We start from the raw sequence: 19,268 nt of genomic DNA on the forward strand, positions 1-19,268 counted from the left end.
AGGTCAGCCCATATGCAGAAGCATGGATTGTGGTGATTCCAGGTAGCTCTTCCACAGATTATTGAACCGGGCGATGGTGCCGCCGTCAATAATGCGATGATCGCCAGCCCAGCTGATCGTCATTATCGCGCGTTCAGCCACTTGCCCGTTGGCATCAAAACGAGGCAGCTTCTGGGTGCGTCCGAGAGCTACAATAGCCACCTCCGGAGCATTGATGATGGGTGAGGCGTAAGTGCCTCCCAGTGCACCAATGTTGGAGATGGTAATGGTGCCACCTTTGAGATCCGCCTGGCTTACCCGGCCTTCCCGGGCTGCTTCGGTCAGCCGGGTGACTTCGTCAGCAATCTCCAGCAACGTAAGCTGATCCACGTTTTTGACGTTGGGTACGAGCAGGCCGATCTTGCTGTCCACGGCCATGCCTACGTTACAGTTCGGCTGGTAGTGGATTTCGGTGACATCCTCGTTGAGCTGGCTGTTGAGCACAGGGTATTCCCGCACAGCGAGCGCTATGGCTTTCATGATGAAAGGCATGAGTGTGAGGCGGGAACCCCGTGCTTCGGCTTCGGGCTTGAGTTGCTGGCGCAGGCTCAGCAACTCGGTGACATCAATGTCTTCACTGAAGTTGAAGTGCGGGATGGTCGATGCAGAGACCACCATGCGTTTGGCCATCACCGCCTGCATGCCTTTAATGGGTTCTATGCGAACTTCCTGGTTCTGCGCGTCAGCCCTGCGCATTCCGCTCGCGGGGGCTGATGAACCGCCGGAGGCAGGCTGTTCCAGGTGGGTCAATACATCAGATTTGAGTACGCGGCCATCCTTGCCAGAACCTTCGATGCTATCGAGTGTCAGTTCGTTTTCACGAACGAGGCGACGTACAGCAGGGCTGGCGGGGGTGCGCGGTGCCTCAGGGGAGACAGCTGATTTTGCGGCTGGCGCTTGTGCAGATTCCTGCGTTTTTTGCGGCTCTGCCTGCTTTGCCTCCGGCGTCTTGCTGTTGCTCTCCTCGCTTGTTGCAGCCTGTTCCGCTGAGCCTTGATCAGAGCCTTCACCGCTTTCATCAACCAGTTCAAACAGGGGCGCATGCACTTTTGCTATGTCGCCTTCTTTCCAATACAGGCGCGTCACACGGCCCTTATAGGGGGCAGGAATCTCTACCAGCGCCTTGTCGGTCATGACTTCGGCGACCGGCTGATCCTCTTCGATCAGGTCACCTTCACTCACCAGCCATTTGACCAGTTCACATTCCACGATACCTTCGCCGATATCGGGCAGTATAAAATCACTCATCGTTGTTCTCCTGTCCGGATATCCGCTTAGAATTCGACGCTTTCCCGAATAGCCTCATAGACCTTCAGGTGGTTGGGGAAGTGCTCTTTCTCAAGCACCAGCGGGAAAGGCGTGTCTATCCCGGTGACCCGTGCGATCGGTGATTCCAGATAGAGGAAGCAGCGCTCCTGGATCGTGGCGGCGATCTCACCGGCAAAGCCGCCCGTGAGGGGGGCTTCGTGGGTGATCACCAGGCGCCCGGTTTTAAGCACGGATTCGGCGACGGTTTCCACATCCCAGGGCAAGATGGTGCGCAGGTCAATGACCTCGCAGGAGAAGCCTTCTGCTTCGGCCAACTCGACGGCTTTGTCGATAACTTCCATCTGGGCACCCCAGCCCAATACCGTTACATCGCTGCCTTCTTTCAAAACCTCGGCTTCGCCGATAGGCAGTTCATATTCGCCTTCTGGTACCTCGCCTGTGGAGGCGCGATACAAGCGCTTGGGCTCGAAGAACAGCGTCGGATTGGGATCGTTGATGGAGGCCAGTAGCAGGCCTTTAGCCTGATGCGGGTTGCGTGGCACTACGATTTGCAGGCCCGGTGTATGGGCGAAATAGGCCTCGGGCGATTGGGAGTGGTAAAGGCCGCCGGCTATGCCGCCGCCGTAGGGGGCACGAATCGTCAGCCCACCCACGTTAAACAGGTTGCCAGAGCGATAACGGAACTTGGCCGTTTCGTTGACGATCTGATCAAAGGCCGGGAATATGTAATCGGCAAACTGGATCTCAGCCACCGGATACGAGCCCTGGGCCGCCAGACCGTTGGCGAATCCGATAATGCCTTGCTCAACCAGAGGCGTGTTGAAACAGCGGTCTTTGCCATACTTCTGTTGCAGATTGCTGGTAGCCCGGAATACACCACCAAAAACACCGACATCTTCGCCAAAGCAGAGAACGCGGTCGTTGGCGGCCATCGCGATATCAAGCGCATCATTGATGGCTTGCAGCATGTTCATCTTCGCCATGTTACGCCCCTCCTTTAACGTGTTCGGCCGACTTTGGATACTCGTCCGGGTACTTGCGGATGTGCGATTTGAGTTTTTCATATTGTGCCTTCAACGCAGGAGGCACCTCGTCGTAAACATCCGTGATCAGAGATTCAAGTGGGGGAGGGGGGAGCTTCTGGGCCCGCTTCATGGTTTCGAGCACCTCGCGGCGCAGGCGCTCCTGCAGTTCTTTCTCTTCGCTTTCACTCCACCATTTTTTCTTCGTGAGCCAGTTTTGCATGCGCAGGATGGGATCTTTCTCACGCCACACAGACTCTTCGTCTTTACTGCGGTAGCCTGACGGATCATCGGATGAGGAGTGTGCGGCCAGGCGGTAAGTCATGGCCTCGATCAGAACCGGCCGGTTCTGTTCCACGGCCAGTTTTCGGGCGGCCTCGGTGGCCTGGTAAACCGCAAGAATGTCATTACCGTCTACCCGGATGACGTCCATCTTGTAGCCGTAGGCGCGGGGCGCGACGCCATCGGCGGCGAACTGCTCAACGGCCGGGGTAGAGATGGCATAACCGTTGTTACGACAAATGAAGATTACCGGCACGCGATGAACGGTTGCCATATTCAGGGCCGCGTGGAAATCGCCTTCTGACGCTGCACCCTCGCCAAAATAGACCACCGTGCAATGCCCGTCGCCAGCCATTTTCTGGCCATAGGCATAACCGGTGGCCTGGGGAATCTGTGTGGCCAGCGGTGAGGAAATGGTCATGTAATTGAGCTTGCTGGACCCATAGTGAACCGGCATCTGGCGGCCTTTTCCATAGTCCCGTTCATTGCCGAACAGCTGGTTCATGAACTCGTCAATGGTAAAGCCGCGATAGGCCAGGGAGCCCTGCTCACGATACTGAGCCATGATCATGTCGGCATCGTCCAGCGCGGCGGTGCTGCCGATAACAGAAGCCTCTTCGCCTGTGCACTGCATATAAAAGCTCAGGCGCCCCTGGCGTTGGGCTCCCAGCATGCGTTCATCCAGCACACGGGTTGTTACCATCGCATGATAGATTCGAAGCGCTTTTTCTTTCTCGATGTCAGGAGCCTTGCCGCCTTTGTAGAGCGAGCCGTCCTGTTTCAGGAGTTTAAACGTCGGGATACGGAACTCCGCTCCGTCGGTAAAAACGGGGGAATAAACGGTTTTTGACTTTGTTGTTGTCATAAATCCTCGTCCTGGGGTGATGGCTTGAGGAACAGAATGCCCCTTGTGAGGGCTTCGTTAAGTTACGGAGCCTTTTGTTCTAACTGCCGGTGGTTTCCAGAGTATAGAACGCAATATGCAACCCTGCCGGTGTTGCGATGCGGCTCCTGTTGCCAGCTTTACCGGTTTGGGTAAAACCAATAAAGCTCAGCAAAGTTGACCTTAACGTAAAGTGCGAGATTTGGGTAGTGTTTGTAACGAGGAGGGTCAGGTTTGTCGACAAAATAAGAAAACGCGGCTTCGGGTGTGATTGAGCCGCGTTTAATTCATGGGGACTGAGTTACGGTATGACATTTTCGGGAATATCTATATCCAGATCCCTGATCTGTTTAATGAGATTCAGCCTGTACCCAGGCAGGTCTTTTATCATGACCTCCCTGTAGGCTTCGACCTCCTCTCCCGTGTAGGGTTTGAATCCGTCAGGGGCACTTCCTGATGCAATTCCGTCGTCTGTCAGCATCCAGTTGAGTAAGTCGGCTAACTGCTGGTTGTTAAGAGCAGACAGCGATGAGCCTGGAACCTGTATGAGAAACTCACGGCCTCCTTTTACCTTCAGAAAGTTCCCGACAAAGCCTGTCATCATGGGAACATCATTTCGAGGCGAACCCTCGCCGTTTGTCAGATGGCAGCCCAGACATTGCAGTTGATAGTTCACCGAGGGTGAATAACCGGCTTGCTGCAAAGGCGTTTGCCGGGCTTCGTTACCCGGTGCCGGTTTCTGGCCAGGGTCGGGAATAACCCTTGCCTCCCCCGAAGGGGAGGCAACCAGAAGGGCTAAAGTCAAAGCACTTAGCAGTGCACGCATTGTCAAGCTCCTGGGGTTGCTACACCCCGAATAACCGCTACTGTGCAATTGTAGACACTGCTGTCGGTGCCGAGACACCAGTTGATGTCATTGTTATTGAATGGCCGGTACATGGGCTCTTCACTGTCGTTCCGTGTACAGGCGCATTGGGCACAGCTGTGTTTGCCACAGCAATCGTTGTAGGAAATGATGTAGTCGATGCCGTCGGCCGGGTTGCGGCAGGTGCCGACCCAAGTGACTTGTGAGGACTCCGTTCCAGGTGGGCAGCTGGTTACCGAGCCGCCACAGCAGCTGCATAAAAAACCATCAACAGAACAGTAGCGCCAGTAGTCACAGCTGGTTGGATCCCCTGGGTCCCCAGCTGAAGGCGCTCCGGCAGCCAGAGCTTTGCCCGTTCTGTCGATTGGAAGAAGTGCTGGAGCAGCCACACCAACAGCCATAAAGGATCCGAATCTTGCGATGAACTGCCGCCGCCCCGTCGTATTGGCCACGTGACGTGACGAGCGTTCAAAAAAGCGATCAAGAAATTTCATTTTGTTTTTCTCCTTAATCAGGATGGCGTGTGAATACCCGGGGATGCGGACTGGGTCTTCAAATAATCCTGAAGTGTTGATGAGCCCAGTATCTCGGTCTCGAAAAGACTGTCCAGATGTTCCCTGGAATTTACCAGGCCCTTGGCCTTGAGAGTGCCGGCTTTATCGATTAGCACCGCATACGGCAGCTTGCCAATCTGATAGGTCATGCCGACTTCAGGGCTTACAACATAGGTAGACTTTTCAAGCCCTGCCTCGGCAATGAGCTTGTCATGTTCTGCGGCGTCGCCGTCACTGACGTAAACAACGTCCACATCTTTTGCCGACCGGCTGATGGCTTTGATTGCAGGGATCAACGTCTTACAGATGGGGCAGGTAGGCGAAAGAAAAAAGAGAAGAGTTGATCGTTCACCGGCATAGCCCAGGTTGACCGGACGCCCGAAACGGTCTGGTGCCGTAACTTGCGGGGCAGGCTGGCCAACTTCGATGCCCTTATCGAGCATAAGTGCGCCGGCAGGGGCAATTCGTGAATGTAAAACGCCAATTTGTCGGATAAGGCCGAGAAGAACCAGGGAGCTGGCTATCAGCAGAAGCCAAAGCAGAATGTTTGAAACGATGAGTGCTTGCATCTTATTTTTCTCCTGACATTTTTAGTAGTAGTGGTCTATTGGCAAGCCAGAGATCTGTGGCTGTGTATAACAAAATCAGCACGGTTCCTGCGGCAATCATTACGAAGCTGTCGTGCAGGCTGAGCGAACGGTCAAGCATAGGTAGCAAAGCGCAAAGGGCCATGACTACCAGTAGCAGGTTGCGAGCAAATAAAGCGGGTTGCAGTGGCTGGCGCATTGCCGGCCCGGAGCAGCCACAGTCGATATCTTTGCGACCCCGCGCCAGGTTGATGGCGATGGCCAGTGTGTAAGCAGCAATAAGTATGAATGCCAGAGCCGCGGCATAAGGTCTACTGATGCTCCATAGCAGGCCAACGGCAATCGTGAGCTCCGCCAGCGGCAGGGCTGTTGCTACGAGGGGTACCGTGAGCCCTGGGACTAGCTCATACTCTTGCACCTGGCGGCGAAACCAGCCGGGGTGCCGAAGTTTATGGCTGGCAGCACTGGCGAAGATAACGCTCAGTGCCAAAGCAGCCGCTGTGCTGATAATAGGGTCTATCATCATGTCACCTCTTAATGATTCAGTATCAGCGTCGGAGTTTTCGTAACGCCTTCCATTGTTCCCGTATGTTCGCCAGTGGAAAGGTCAAATATCTCCAGCCCACCCTCAATATTTGAGCCCAGTAGTAAAGGCGTGTTGTCTGAGGTAGCACTCAGGCTCCAGATGTAATTAGGGGATTCCAGTGTCCCGATTTTTTCGCCGGTTTTCAGGTCAAACTCCCAGATAATCTGGCTTGGGTCTTCCCAGTTATGGGGCTTATGGTCGGGGTGCATCAGCACGTAAAGGCGATTCAGCTCCGGCGCGGCTGTGAGCAGTTGCCAGCCGCCCGGTGCCCAGCCTTCGGCCATTTCTTCACGCGTTACGAGCGACCAGCGTGGTAAAAGCTTTGGTTTGTCTCCTGATAAGTCCAGAGGCAGAACTTCCCCCAGAGTAGTCACGAAGTAATAGGTCTCTCCAATAACGGTTGCTCTTTCAACCAGCTTGACCACATCCGGGTCAAAAAATGTGGTTCTTGTGCGGTCGGTTTCTTGACCCTCATCGTTCAGCGTAATCATCTGCAGCGATCCGTCTCCGCAGAGGGAAGCAAACCGGCGCTCACCCACCGGGTAGTTAAGAATGCAGCCGTTGATCGTAATTTCGTTAACCATCTCTTTCTTGGTGGTATCGACGACGGTTACAGAGGTAGATGGAGTGAAGTTGTATATGTAGACGAACTTGTCATCACTACTGGTCGCTAGCGAAAAACGTTCAGTCAAGGTGAAGGCACGTTGGCTTGGTAACTCAAGCTCCCACGACGGAGATAAGGTTTGGCTATCCCAGGCGGTGAGGACATCTGTGCGCTCCCCGCGCACGTAACGCGTGTAGTAGAAGTCAGCGGTGAAGATGGTCTTCCTGTCCTGAGACAGTGTCGCAGGAGCAGCGTGACCTGTCGGTATCATGCCCAGGTATTTCTGGTTATCGGGGTCAATTACCACAACCCGCGTAGAGACCATGTTGTTGAACTCAAAATCCACCATGTAGCTTCGATGGTCATCAGGCAGCGGGAGGGTTGTCTTGCCAACGGTTTCGTTGGGTAGCCGCGCATTCGCGCTCGCAGCAACAAGGCTGGACGCTACCATCAGGCAGCACGCCAGTTTTTTGGGTAGGTACATTGTTTAGATCCTCGATGTTGTTTTTCTGTTGTTTCGTTATTTGCCGCATCCCGGAAATGCGGCAGGCTGTTCTATTTTTTTATGCTTATCACTCGGCTCTGGGTGACTGCTTTCAGGCCGTCAATGCCGAATTCCACGCCGTAGCCGGATGCTTTGTTCCCGCCAAAGGGAACCATAGGATGAATCGCGCCGTGCTGATTGACCCACACAGTCCCGGCTTCCAATCGGGTTGCAAGCTCGATTGTTTCTTCCGGTCTGTCTGTCCAAAGGGAGGCGCCGAGGCCTGCGTCGAGCCGGTTTGCGGACTCGAAAGCATCATCCAGCTCCCGATAGCGAATGATTGGCAAGGCAGGTCCAAACTGTTCTTCATCAACCAGCCTCTGGCCGTCCATAATGTTGCCGACCAGCGTAATTGGCAGGAAGTAGCCTTGTTCGGGTACTTCGCCAAATTCACGGACGTCGCAATCGGCTGATCTGGCGTCGGACACAAGGTTTCTGACTTTTTCAAATTGCATTTTGTTCTGGAGGGGGCCAATCAGCACCGATTCATCCATGCCGTCACCTATTTTCATCTGGCTGGCGATTGCGCTGAGTTCGGACATGACGGCTTCGTAGTCGTCCTCCTGAACATAGAGACGCTTGATGCAGGCGCATGTCTGACCCATGTTCAGGAATGCCCCCCAGAACAAATCATTTGCTATGCGTTTAATGTCCGTTCCCGGTAGAACGATGGCGGCATCGTTGCCACCCAGTTCCAGGGTTATGGGAGCCAGATTGCTGGCGGATGCTTTGACAATATGGCGGCCTGTGGCTTCGCTGCCGGTAAACATGATTTTGCTGATATCGGGATGATGGGTCAGCTTGCTGCCAATGTTTCCGTCACCGGTTACGGTGTTGAGCACTCCCGGCGGGAGAGCCTCGCTAATCAGCCTTACCATCTCTAACGTTGCGATAGGGGTGTATTCAGAAGGCTTCAGGACAACGGTATTACCCATTCTTATGGCGGGGATGATTTGCCAAATGGCTATCATCAGGGGCCAGTTCCATGGGGCGACTGCCGCAACAACTCCTAGTGGAACACGATGTAATGTATCTTTGCGCTCATCATCTTCGTATACCGTCTCTGGTGGGAGTTCCAGACTAGCCGGGATCTGAGTCCATCCGACACAGGCTTGCATTTCAAAACGCGAGCCGGGGCCGGACAGGGGTTTGCCTTGCTCCCGTGTGAGCAGTTCTGCCAGATACCCCGAGTTATCTTCAAGGATCTGAGCGATTTTCAAAGTAATGTCGCGTCGTTCCCCATCACTTCGTTTTGCCCAGGTTTTCTGAGCGAGCAAGGCCGCATGAACCGCTCGGTCGACTTCCTGTTCGTCGCTCTCTGGCGCATACCCCAAGGATTGACCGTTGGCAGGATTGAATATTTCGTACCTGCTCGCGGGTTCTGCAAGGTTTCCGTCCACAGTATTCCGGTAAGTCTGCATGTATCAGGTCTCCAGCTGTTGATGTTCAATGTTGTTCTTGGGCGAAGCCATATTGGTGCCCCGCTGGCCCCTTGTTTAAAAGGCAATAACCGCCATGATTTGAGCGTATGTGTTCAGGTCGTTGTCCTGGAGCTGGCTGCCGCCATCAGCCCCACGGTTCTCGGGTTTAAAAAAACCGATGAGAGGGCTCAGGAATAGATGGTCGTTAACGGCCCACTCGGCGTAAAGGTCGAATTCCTGGCTATCCAGTGTCCCGCTTCCTTGAGCAGTGTCACTGAAGTCGAAAAATAAAGCGCCAATTGCGACGGTGGGGGAGGGGTAAGCTTTTATGCCAAGGTGGAGTACATCTGTGTCGCTGTTGAATGGCCCGGCGTAGTTCGCGGCAACCTCACCCTGGAACCAGGTTCCATACCCGCGATTAAAACCGAAAAACAGAGGGTCAAAGTCTTCCTCGAACGTGGAGTAGCGGATATTCACGCTTGGAGACCACAACTGTTCACTAAAGCTCCACCCGGCTTCCATATACCAGGCCCTGGCATCCTCACGGCTGGTGTCACCCTGGCCCTGGGTTACAAACTCAGCCGAAAGAAAAAGTGGCTCGACGCCGGCATTACCCTGATACCTGAAGCTGGTAGTGTCCTGGCCATCTCTGGCCGTGAGTCCAAGCGCCTGAGCATATCGGTCGTTTACGCCCAGACCTTTTAAATGCATCAGGCCGAAGGTTCCGTTGCGCGATACATACTCAAGGTTGATGCCAGTCAGCTTGGTATCGGCCTGGGCATTATTGTCCGATTCAACCCAGAACAAATCCGAGCGTAATCCTGTGTTGCCTCCAATTCGAACCAATGCGGTTTTGTCGAAGGCCTTTCTCGCCGCAAGCCAGTACGCCCCGCCGCGATCAAAATCAAAGCCTCCCCCATTCAACCCCTCGCCAAAATTCAGGGCATCGCCGTTTATGAGGAAGCCATCGCCAATGGCGAAGTTCTGGCTGCCAAACGATACGTCCAGGCCGTTGTGGCCGAGAAATGGCAGGTAGTCACCGGATTTGAAGCCAATATAGGCATCCTCAAGATCCGTGTTGCGCTCGTCTCCCGTGCTGAAACCGCCGGCATCGCCCTCACCGAACGTACCCGACGAGACAGCACTAACGCTTCCGTAAATTGAAGCGTTTTTACCTAAAGAGTAATTACCCGATAGGCCGTATTTGAAATAGCCTTCTTGCCAGGTAGCCCCGCCTCGGTCGGAGTCATACAGATAGTTCTTGTCACTTTTAAAAATGCCGGCGGCTAGCTCCAGGTCTGCATTAAGTTCGTGGTTGTCACTGTTTGAAATTTCGACTGCGGAGGCCGTTGGAACCGCAAGACCGGCAGCAAGAAGACATAAAAAAGCATGTCGCAGTTGATTGTTCTGATGCATTGTTCAGCCTTTTTTGTTTTATGTTTGAAGCTGGCTCAGAAGTAACTTGTGCAGCTGCCTCTGGCCTTCGTCGGCATGGGTGCCGTTATGTCTTCTATTTTTATCAACTCAGCACGCTGCGGGCTTTCTCTTCGGTGCCAGAAGGTTTCGTTGTTGTGCCAGTATGGCGAAAACACATGGTTGGCCTGATACCCCTTTCTTTGATATTCGTAGGGGCTTGTATCAAAATCCGGGCGCAGGCTCTCGGAACGATTCCTTGACTTTTGATTGTTTTCTAGTCAACTTCATGGCCAATAATTACTAACAAGAGCAAGAGGTCATAAACGTGTCCTTACGTACTGGCGGGACTGATGATTTCGATAGATGGATCAGCAATATCAATGATATATGCGGGCCATTTTTGGCGAACCCAGTAGGAGATGAATTTTCAGGATCTGTCGAGAAAGTAGGTGGATCGCTGGATATGTCCAGGGTTAGTATCCGAGGCGCAGATCTATATCGAACCCCCAAAGAGATACAGAAAAGTGGGGTGCCGGACTTTTTTTGTGTTTTCCAGATCCAGGGTTGTTCGCTGGTGGAGCAAGTCGGGAATCGTTCGTCTCTGACGCCAGGGGACATTGTACTTGTGGATTCCGCATTACCGTTCCGGTTTTCCTATCAAAAGCTGGCGCAACAGATATCTCTCATTTTGCCGCGACAGATTATTGAGCGGATATTGAATCTCAGTAAGGTTGAACTGGGCGTAAAAATTCCGGCTGACTCACATATTGCCCGCTTTGCTACCAAGCTGGTGCTTGAAGCCTCTCGGCATGAAAATCTCGACATAGAGGAAGGTGCGGCGATTCTCGATTCGCTGGCCACCTTGATTAAACCGTCAGTCCTTAAGAGCGTCCATAGTACCGAGCCTTACGACAAGATTTTCAGGGCCGCTTCAGAGTTTGTTAAAAACAATATCGGAGAACCTGGCCTTAACGCATCGATGGTTGCCAACTCAGTCGGGACATCGGTCCGGAGCCTTCATCGAGCATTTGCGGGTAATTCGATCACTTTGTCAGAATATGTGAAGGCTCAGAGGCTGGAAATGTGTGCTGATTATATCAGGGCAAATAGCGGGAGGTTGAGCCTCACAGAGGTTGTGTATAGGTTTGGCTTTGGTAGCTCCAGTTATTTCTCCACCGCGTTCAAGGGGCGCTTTGGAATGACTCCCTCTGACTTCAGGAAACGCTGTTCCCCAAGCTGATATTTATTTTGTCTATTGGCTGGCATCAAGCCAATTCTGTATTTCAACTGTTGCCCCTTTCTGTTCATTTTTTTCGCCCGTACCCCGAGAAGTTATAGATGGTTGCTTGGCTGGTTTTTTTGCCTGGACGCGTAATACGTCGGCTTTTGTAGATGAGCATTTTTCTCAGAAACTATAGACTGCGCATTACGCCGGCGCCTTACGCCGCATCTGAATGGAATCTTGAAAAAGGTGAAGGGGTTTGGAAGCAATACTTATTCTTCTTGGCGTGGGTCTTTTACTGTTTATACCAATTGGCTCCGTTCTTGGTTTTCTGGCATTTCGCAAGCGCAATGAGCAAGCCTCCCGTATCGACGCACTGAGTCATGAGGTTGCTTCGTTGCACCTTGAGGTTGCCGAATTGCGTCTTCAGAACAGGCAGGCTCCACCGGAGGCTTCGCCGTCACCCTCGCGGGCACAGCGGCCCGAACAGCCACGAGAGATTATCCCTGAACAACAGGCGGAGTCTGAGCGGCGGGCAGTCGAAAAGGCCATTGAGGCTCAGTGGTCAACCTCGCGCAGTCACGCAGAAGTAGAGACAGATGACTGGATTGAGCCCCGTGAGCCATCCCGCTTTATTGCTGCTCTGAAAGAGAACTGGATGGTCTGGCTGGGTGGTCTGAGTGTGGCTCTGGCAGGCATTTTCATGGTCAGCCATTCCATTAATGCAGGGTTGATCGGTCCGGCTCAGCAATTGCTGCTCGCTCTTTTTACTGGCCTTGCCTTGCATGCGGGAGCGGAGTATCTGCGCCGGCGCCACATGAGCACCGACCAGGTGTTTGCTGCACTGGCGGGCGGCGGCAGTGTCACACTGTATGCGGCCTTGCTGGCCGGTGTTTACCACTACGACCTGATCGGGCCTGTCATTGGGCTGATTGCCCTGGCGGTAGTATCTCTGGCGACCATGGCTCTGGCACTGGTGCACGGCCCCTTGCTGGCGATCATGGGCTTGAGTGGCGCTTACCTGGTGCCTCTTTTGATCGGTGGTGAGGATGGCAGTGTCACTTTTGTGCTTTCATACAGCTTCCTGATTACGCTCAGCTCACTCCTGTTAATGCGTTACGTCTTTCGCGACTGGCTTTGGTACGCCACGCTTGCGGGAGCGTTGCTCTGGTGGGCCGTTACCGTCGTTGCGGCGCCCACGGAATTGGCCACAGCTTGCTATCTGGCTGTACTGTTTGTGGTTTTTGCTTTCTTGCCTGGCCAGGAGCAGGCCGCGCCCTCCCGGTTGCGCGAAGCATTTTTGCCGATATTAGCCATCTGGGGTATTTCAATTGCGCACCAGACTGCCGGCAGTACGCCGATGTGGAGCTGGTTGCTCCTTCTCCCGGCAGCCATCCTGGTTCCACAGAGCCGCGGTGCTCTGTGGTTTCTGCCCTGGGCGGCTGTTCTGGCTACTGCCGCGGGCTGGCTGCTTTATGTAGGAGGAGTGGGGGATGATTTCGTGTATTTGCTTCAGCTCCCCATGAAGCAACAGGCAGGTTTTATCAGCTACCTCATGGTCGCTGCTATCACCTCCACAGGCCTTGGTTTGTGGCAATGGGGGCGCTTCGACGATAAGCGGCGCTGGGCCTCGCTAACGCTGCTCTCACCGCTGGTGTGGCTGATCCTGGGGTGGCTTTTGCTGCACGGTTATGGCGAGACGTCGACCGTTTGGGCGGTTGTCACTCTTCTTCTGGGCGGAGTATACGGCGCTCTGGCCTGGCAAATGGAAGGGCGGGCGCGTTACGGAAACGGTGTGGTCTGGGCAGTGTTGGCAGCGCACGTCAGCTACTCGCTGGCCACGGTTATGGCCTTCCGTGAAGCATCGCTCACGCTGGCGCTGTCGGTTCAGTTTGTCAGCCTGACCTGGCTTGCGCGGCGTTATCAGATGCCAGAACTCTACCTGCTTCTGAAAGGCGTTCTGGCACTGGTCGTGGCACGTCTGACGTTTAACCCCTGGCTGCAGGGTTACGATGCGAGTGTTCACTGGTCGTTATGGACCTACGGCGGAGCCACTTTGCTTGCGGCGGTTGCAACCAGGCTGGCGGATAAAAACCATTCGATTCGCCCCTGGCTGGAAGGCGCAACCCTGCACCTGCTGGTGCTGTTCCTCGGTACGGAGCTGCGTTACTGGCTGTACGACGGTAATATCTTTATTCACGAATACAGCCTTACCGAAGCAACCTTGAATGCCTTACTCTGGGGTGCGCTTAGCGTGACCTATGCTGTTCGTGCCAAAACCAGCCAGTCCCTGACCTGGCTTTATCGGTTGTTCTCATGGATTTTGTTGGCGCTTTCCAGTCTCAGTTACCTTGCGTTAATCACTATCCACAACCCCTGGTGGAGTGAAGGTACTATCGGGGATACGCCAATTTTCAATATGCTGCTGCCGGCCTTCGGTGGTCCGGTTCTTCTGGCTCTGGTTATCAGCCGGTTCCCGGAGATTGCACCGAAGATCTGGTCTCTGTGCGTCGCGGCGGCGGGCTTTCTTCTGTTCACTGCCCTGGAAATTCGTCAGCTTTGGCAAGGTAGCGACATGGCATTCTGGTTTGGTATGACAGAGGGAGAGCTATATACCTATTCGGTGGTTGGAATGCTCTACGCCATCGCGGCAATTATCTATTCCACGGTTTATTCGGCGAAAAGTGCCCATATTATGTTGTATAAGGCGGGCATGGCTTTGTTGGGCATGGTTATCGGCAAGATATTCCTGCTGGATATGGCTGGCCTGCAGGGCCTCTGGCGGGTGGCAGCCTTTATGGGGCTGGGCCTGGCGTTGCTCGGGCTGGCCTGGATGTATCGAAAAGCGCAGCGTACCAGTGAGCAGGCTTCCTGAGCCGAATTCAATAAACAGAGATGCAGATTATGACGGATGAGCAACTGACCAGCGTTCTCGAGATGACTGGCGAAGAGCGTTACGATTATTTTTTGAGCGAAGTGATGGAAGAACGGGACATCTGGATACTCGTCAATTCGGATAGCCGCTTTTTGACTATTGTCTCGGAAGATGACGGGATGGCGCACTTGCCGGTCTGGCCCAGTTCAGAATTCGCTGTTGCCTATGCCCAGGGTTCGGATGATTTGAGCCCGAAAAGTATCTCTTTGCCTGATTTCTTCAAGAAGTGGGTGCCGGGGTTATCGAAAGACGGGTTGCAGGTGGGAGTGTTTCCGGGCCTTGATAAAACGGTGTGGATAACCGAAGCGGCCGAGCTTAAAAAGGATCTGCAAGACGAGCTTTCCGGTTTTTAGAGCGAGCGATTCCAAGCACTGTGAGGTGAAATCATGAGTGATGACATTAAACATGTAGTTTGCCCCCACTGTAACAAGACAAACCGCGTGCCGGCGGAGCGTGTGGCCGCCGGCGGTAACTGCGGAGCCTGTAAACAGCCGTTATGGCCAGAGGGTGTGCTGGAGTTGAGCGGGCAGAGCTTTGCGGCTCATACCGGGCGCAGTGACTTGCCTGTTCTGGTGGATTTTTGGGCGAGCTGGTGTGGCCCCTGTAAGATGATGGCCCCGCAGTTCGAGCAGGCAGCGCGAAGCTGGAAAGGCAAGGTTCGCTTTGCCAAGCTCAATACAGAAGAACACCCTGGGCCGTCCGGACAATTCGGTATCCGCAGTATTCCAACGTTGATTCTGTTCCGTAACGGCCGCGAGTTGGCTCGGCAAAGCGGCGCGATGAATCAGGGCCAGATTAATCAGTGGCTGCAAAGCAACGGCTGTTGAAGGCCGGCGTATCGACAGAATGCCACCGAACAATAAATGATCTGGTCACTTAACGGTCACATTTGTCGAACACCCGTTTTAACCGGGCTGAGCTTGCTTGTCCCTCGCCTTTTCACAAAGTTATCCACAGATTTGTGGGATAAGTTTTTTCGGGAGTTTGTTCAATGGATGGCACTACTATCAGCGCTTCTTCTGGCGAGGAGCCCCGCCGTCCTCGCATGCGCCGACGTTATTTCTATCTGGCACTTGTGATCGCATTGACGGTTGGCTGGGTGATTGGCCGCAATACTGCTCCGGTTCAGGGAATGGAAGTCACGTTTCACAACCGGAGTGAGGTTCCTGTGGAGTCCATACAACTGGATTTCGGAACTGCCGATACTCAATCATCGATACTGGCTTTTCGCGTTGCACCCGGCAAAAAGCGCGTGCTTGTGCTCAACCATACTCCCGGTGCAGGCTTCAATGTGAAAGTGCGATACAAGGGCGGGGAAACTCAGGAGTTTTGCGCTCTGCGCCGCGACAAGCAGCAACGGCCAACGATTGAGCTGAAGCCTTGAGCAACCCCGGCCTTCGTTAAAAGGAACTAGCCAGATGGGACACAACTTATGGAAACTTTGCTGATTATTCTCGCCGTTCTTTTCGTGGCGTTGATCGTTATTCTGCCTCTAGTTGAGAAATATGCTCCGAAAGGCGAATCGCGTAACTACGGCAACCTTACAAGGTTTATTTTCCCCTTGGTGGCCTTGCTGATCGTGGCTCAAATGGTTCGGTATTATTTTTTCTGAGACAAAGGATAGGCAGCTCCGGGGGATTTTGTTCGTCAGCCTTTTTTACACTTCTGCCAAGCCAACCTGAAACAGCTTGACCCCTAAGGGTCCAAGTGCTCGCAGCTTCATCATAAAGAGACTTTCGGAACGAATATCGCATGCCTGTCGGGCAGGATCAGCCTGAAAGGAAGCATGTCTCATGAGCCAGTTCCATCCCATCATTTATGTTCGTGGCTATGCCATGACGGCCAATGAAATTGCCGATACTGTATCCATGCCCTATATGGGCTTTAACCTGGGCGCGACGAAAGTTCGCCAGTCCTGGGATGGAGCCATCTACAAGCAAATTTTTGAATCTCCGATGATGCGCCTGATGAAGGATTACGGTTATACCGATGCCTTTTCCGATGGTGCTGAGGTCGACCGGGACATTACTCATAAAACCCTTGTTGTTTACCGTTATTACGATCAGGCGGACAGGGATTTTGGCGAAGGTAAGCCGCTGTCCATTCCCGCCGCCGCTTTGCAGCTCAGGGATTTGATTCTGAATATCCGGCAACAGCTTTGTGGTGATGACCCTGAGTTGCTTGGGGAATTCCGGGTGCATCTTGTCGCGCATTCCATGGGCGGCCTAGTTTGTCGTTGCCTGCTGCAGAATGACGGTATTAATAACCCGCCGATGCGCAACATTGTGGATAAGGTGTTTACCTATGCTACGCCCCACAATGGTATCGAGATGGCTGGCATTAATGTCCCTTCGTTTCTCGGGCTTTGGGATATCAATAACTTCAACCGGAAAACCATGGCGGAATATCTCGATCTGGATGGCAAGCCGGAGCGAGTGGATACCCTTGATGGCAAATTCGATCCAGACCGCTTTTTCTGCCTGGTCGGGACCAATCAGCAAGACTATGGGGCGGCCAAGGGCGTATCCAAGTGGCTTGCCGGCAAGATGAGTGACGGGCTGGTTGCGATAGAGAACGCCAGCGTTCAGGGAGCGCCCAGGGCTTTTGTTTATCGCAGTCACAGTGGCCCATATGGCATCGTTAATTCCGAAGACGGCTACCAGAACATGGTGCGATTTTTGTTCGGTGATGTTCGCGTCGATGGGGTGATGGAGGTTGAATCCCTGCCACTGCCACCGTCTGTCGAAAAGGCGAAGCAGGAGGGCAGACGAGTCCGTGCTTCCTATTATTTCGAGGTTGTCGTGTCGCCCCGGGGGCCTCGTAGCTTTCGGTTGACAGAAAGGCGCAAAGAAACGTTCAGTGCCGTGCTGAGAAAGTTCGACGAGATGATGAAACCCTCTCAGGCTGGGCTTGATTCAGCTCGCTCTCCGGTGCTGTTTTCGACGTTCCTGGATAGCTCGAAAATCACGGTTGATCGAGGGCGAACCATGGTAATGACTGTCGAGCTTGCGGTATCCGCAACGGATTACTTTATTGATGGTGCATTGTGGACAGAACACAGGGTGGAGGGCGAATACTTGTACCGAGACACGCTCACGCTGAAAATGACGCCTGCCGGTGACGGCTGGAACCTGCGCTATGTCACCACAGATGAGCAATGGAGCGAACGTGGAGGAAGCAAGGCTGAAACTGATGGTGACAGTTACCTGATTCCTCTGTCATCGAAAAAAGGTTTCAGCGCTCAGTTGCGGCTGAATCTTCAGCACCGCACCTGATGAAATCTGGCAGAAACCGGCATTGGTTGAAGAATGATTTGTGGCGGCCAGCATAAGCTGGCAAAGTTCTGCGCATTCACACCTAACTCCACCAAGAGGAAACGCCGGTGACGGACTTTGTAGATTACTCGCTGAACGATGGTGTCGCGACAATCGTTATTAATAACGGCAAGGCCAATGCCCTCAGCCACGAGGTGTTCGAACAGCTGAACAAGGCCCTGGACCAGGCAGAACAAGATAAGGCCGTGGTTATCCTGTCAGGGCAGCCGGGTATCTTTTCCGGGGGCTATGACCTGAAGGAAATGCAGAAGGGCATGAAAGAGGCGGCCGCGCTGGTCACGGTGGGCTCAAAACTGACCCGCCGCCTGGCGGCATTTCCCTTGCCGGTTATCGGGGCATGCAGCGGTCACGCCATTGCCAAAGGTGCTTTTATTATGCTGTCTGTCGACTATCGGGTTGGCGTTGAAGGCGACTTCAAGCTTGGGCTCAATGAAGTGGCGATCGGTATGACCATGCACCATGCCGGCATCGAGATTGCACGGCATCGTTTGGCTCCTGCTCACTTTTATCGTTCGGTTATCAATGCTGAAATCTACTCCCCTGAAGGCGCTGTGGCAGCCGGCTTCCTTGATGAGGTTGTTGCGCCAGAGCAGCTTATGAACCGTGCGAGTGAGCTGGCCCAGGCGTTCCGGAAGCTGAACATGAGAGCACACGCCCAGACCAAACTTAAAGCCAAAGCCGGTTATCTGGAGCTGCTGGATCGGTCCATCGAGAAAGATTCGGAAAGCCTGGGCATTTCAGGTTGATAGACAAGCTAGTGCTGGATTAACTCGCCAGGGTCTATTCGGTAGAAATCGCTGAGCAGATCATAAACCGCTGGCTGTTGGTCTTTCAGGTGTTGCGGTTGCTGATAGAAGGTTTCTGTCAGCACTGCAAAGAACTCGGCGGGTTTTGTGGCGCCGTAGGGGTCCAGCCAGCTCTTGCGCCGGTGCCTTAGGGAGTGTCGGAGATTGTCATAGGCGATGGTCATGGTCTGTTGCCATTCATCGGCTTGCTCCCCGCTTAGCGGCGGTGCGCCGTCTGCGGTGCCATCCAGGTAGTCCAGCTGGTGAGCAAATTCGTGGAGGATCACATTGTGCGCCGTCCCGGGCTGCATAGCTCCACTTTCACACTCCGCCCAGGCCAGTACGACTTGCCCCAAAGATGACGCCTCGCCCGCCCGAACCTGGTTGCTGACGCCAACCACCATGCCATCGCGCTCCGAAGCTTCGACCCTGTAGACATCAGGATAAACAAGAATGCTGCGAACCTCGTTGTAATCCGCATACGAGCGCATGAGCGTCAAAAGGCAGGCGTGCCCGGCGATCGCTACCCGCACGCGGTCATTCACTTCAAAGCCGTCGCATCCATAGAAGTTTTTTTCAGCGAGGAATAGCTGAACCTGCTTTTCCAGAGTTTTCTGTAGCTGCTTCGGTAACTGGCGATATAGAGGCACGGTTGATCGCAGGTGCTTTCGCCAGGCTTGCGGAAAGGGTTGCTGCAGTTCCCGCTCCCGCCGCCAGGATCTGTAGAAGAACAGATAGAAGACGGCCGAAGCGATGAAGGCAACGGCGAACACAGCAAATACAGTTGCGGACGACATTTTTCAGAGCTCGCATTATAAATATAGCCGTCACTCTAGCATATACGGATTGGCCAATTGCCTCTGCGGCAACTATGATCAATCGCTTGGGGCAAGTCGTTCGGTATTTCTTCAAAAGGCCC

At 53.8% G+C, this 19,268-nt stretch carries 19 protein-coding genes; 8 read left to right on the forward strand and 11 right to left on the reverse strand.

Annotated features, from left to right (window positions below; translation table 11 throughout):
• Positions 1 to 3: 3 nt before the first annotated feature.
• From Q4606_RS04675 to Q4606_RS04720, 10 genes are all read right to left on the reverse strand, one after another.
• Positions 4 to 1,287: a 2-oxo acid dehydrogenase subunit E2 gene (locus tag Q4606_RS04675; protein WP_303606816.1), complete on the reverse strand. Its 1,284-nt coding sequence runs from the start codon at positions 1,285 to 1,287 to the stop codon at positions 4 to 6.
• A 26-nt stretch (positions 1,288 to 1,313) separates the two neighbouring features.
• Positions 1,314 to 2,291 (reverse strand): alpha-ketoacid dehydrogenase subunit beta, encoded by a 978-nt coding sequence (locus Q4606_RS04680; protein ID WP_303596345.1) that lies wholly within the window; start codon positions 2,289 to 2,291, stop codon positions 1,314 to 1,316.
• A gap of 1 nt (position 2,292) precedes the next feature.
• The gene (locus tag Q4606_RS04685) at positions 2,293 to 3,477 is read right to left on the reverse strand and encodes a thiamine pyrophosphate-dependent dehydrogenase E1 component subunit alpha (RefSeq protein WP_303606817.1); all 1,185 of its coding nucleotides are present in this window, start codon (positions 3,475 to 3,477) and stop codon (positions 2,293 to 2,295) included.
• A 319-nt stretch (positions 3,478 to 3,796) separates the two neighbouring features.
• Entirely contained in the window at positions 3,797 to 4,321 is a 525-nt protein-coding gene (locus Q4606_RS04690) for a cytochrome C (protein ID WP_303596343.1), read from the reverse strand.
• A gap of 2 nt (positions 4,322 to 4,323) precedes the next feature.
• A complete protein-coding gene (locus Q4606_RS04695; protein WP_303596342.1) occupies positions 4,324 to 4,854 on the reverse strand; it encodes a methylamine dehydrogenase light chain in 531 nt (176 codons plus the stop codon).
• Positions 4,855 to 4,871: 17 nt separating this feature from the next.
• Positions 4,872 to 5,483: a methylamine dehydrogenase accessory protein MauD gene (gene mauD, locus Q4606_RS04700; RefSeq protein ID WP_303606818.1), complete on the reverse strand. Its 612-nt coding sequence runs from the start codon at positions 5,481 to 5,483 to the stop codon at positions 4,872 to 4,874.
• A 1-nt stretch (position 5,484) separates the two neighbouring features.
• Positions 5,485 to 6,027 (reverse strand): MauE/DoxX family redox-associated membrane protein, encoded by a 543-nt coding sequence (locus tag Q4606_RS04705; protein WP_303606819.1) that lies wholly within the window; start codon positions 6,025 to 6,027, stop codon positions 5,485 to 5,487.
• Between the two features lie 8 nt (positions 6,028 to 6,035).
• Complete coding sequence (locus tag Q4606_RS04710) at positions 6,036 to 7,175, reverse strand: amine dehydrogenase large subunit (RefSeq protein WP_303596339.1); 1,140 nt, start codon at positions 7,173 to 7,175, stop codon at positions 6,036 to 6,038.
• Positions 7,176 to 7,246: 71 nt separating this feature from the next.
• Positions 7,247 to 8,656, reverse strand: a complete 1,410-nt coding sequence (locus Q4606_RS04715; RefSeq protein WP_303606820.1) for an aldehyde dehydrogenase family protein — start codon at positions 8,654 to 8,656, stop codon at positions 7,247 to 7,249.
• A 75-nt stretch (positions 8,657 to 8,731) separates the two neighbouring features.
• Positions 8,732 to 10,054, reverse strand: a complete 1,323-nt coding sequence (locus Q4606_RS04720) for a hypothetical protein (RefSeq protein ID WP_303607012.1) — start codon at positions 10,052 to 10,054, stop codon at positions 8,732 to 8,734.
• Positions 10,055 to 10,397: 343 nt separating this feature from the next.
• On the opposite strand from Q4606_RS04720, the gene feaR reads away from it, so the two are divergent.
• The 8 genes from feaR to Q4606_RS04760 all read left to right on the forward strand — a co-directional run bounded on the left by feaR (position 10,398) and on the right by Q4606_RS04760 (position 18,310).
• Positions 10,398 to 11,312, forward strand: coding sequence for a transcriptional regulator FeaR (gene feaR / locus Q4606_RS04725; protein ID WP_303606821.1), 915 nt, complete (start codon positions 10,398 to 10,400; stop codon positions 11,310 to 11,312).
• A 241-nt stretch (positions 11,313 to 11,553) separates the two neighbouring features.
• Positions 11,554 to 14,169, forward strand: a complete 2,616-nt coding sequence (locus Q4606_RS04730; RefSeq protein ID WP_303606822.1) for a DUF2339 domain-containing protein — start codon at positions 11,554 to 11,556, stop codon at positions 14,167 to 14,169.
• A gap of 29 nt (positions 14,170 to 14,198) precedes the next feature.
• On the forward strand, positions 14,199 to 14,582 hold the full coding sequence (locus tag Q4606_RS04735; RefSeq protein ID WP_303596335.1) for a DUF2750 domain-containing protein: 384 nt from the start codon (positions 14,199 to 14,201) through the stop codon (positions 14,580 to 14,582).
• A gap of 33 nt (positions 14,583 to 14,615) precedes the next feature.
• Complete coding sequence (trxC, locus tag Q4606_RS04740) at positions 14,616 to 15,056, forward strand: thioredoxin TrxC (protein WP_303596334.1); 441 nt, start codon at positions 14,616 to 14,618, stop codon at positions 15,054 to 15,056.
• Positions 15,057 to 15,220: 164 nt separating this feature from the next.
• On the forward strand, positions 15,221 to 15,613 hold the full coding sequence (locus Q4606_RS04745) for a hypothetical protein (RefSeq protein WP_303606823.1): 393 nt from the start codon (positions 15,221 to 15,223) through the stop codon (positions 15,611 to 15,613).
• A gap of 48 nt (positions 15,614 to 15,661) precedes the next feature.
• Positions 15,662 to 15,841 (forward strand): hypothetical protein, encoded by a 180-nt coding sequence (locus Q4606_RS04750; protein ID WP_303596332.1) that lies wholly within the window; start codon positions 15,662 to 15,664, stop codon positions 15,839 to 15,841.
• Positions 15,842 to 16,022: 181 nt separating this feature from the next.
• On the forward strand, positions 16,023 to 17,504 hold the full coding sequence (locus Q4606_RS04755) for a triacylglycerol lipase (RefSeq protein ID WP_303606824.1): 1,482 nt from the start codon (positions 16,023 to 16,025) through the stop codon (positions 17,502 to 17,504).
• A gap of 107 nt (positions 17,505 to 17,611) precedes the next feature.
• Entirely contained in the window at positions 17,612 to 18,310 is a 699-nt protein-coding gene (locus Q4606_RS04760) for a crotonase/enoyl-CoA hydratase family protein (protein WP_303606825.1), read from the forward strand.
• 8 nt (positions 18,311 to 18,318) lie between these two features.
• Here the strand turns inward: Q4606_RS04760 and Q4606_RS04765 are convergent, their stop codons facing one another.
• Positions 18,319 to 19,146, reverse strand: coding sequence for a zinc-dependent peptidase (locus Q4606_RS04765; protein WP_303606826.1), 828 nt, complete (start codon positions 19,144 to 19,146; stop codon positions 18,319 to 18,321).
• Positions 19,147 to 19,268 lie beyond the last annotated feature (122 nt).

The organism is Marinobacter sp. 1_MG-2023 (assembly GCF_030549045.1).
GTDB lineage: Bacteria > Pseudomonadota > Gammaproteobacteria > Pseudomonadales > Oleiphilaceae > Marinobacter.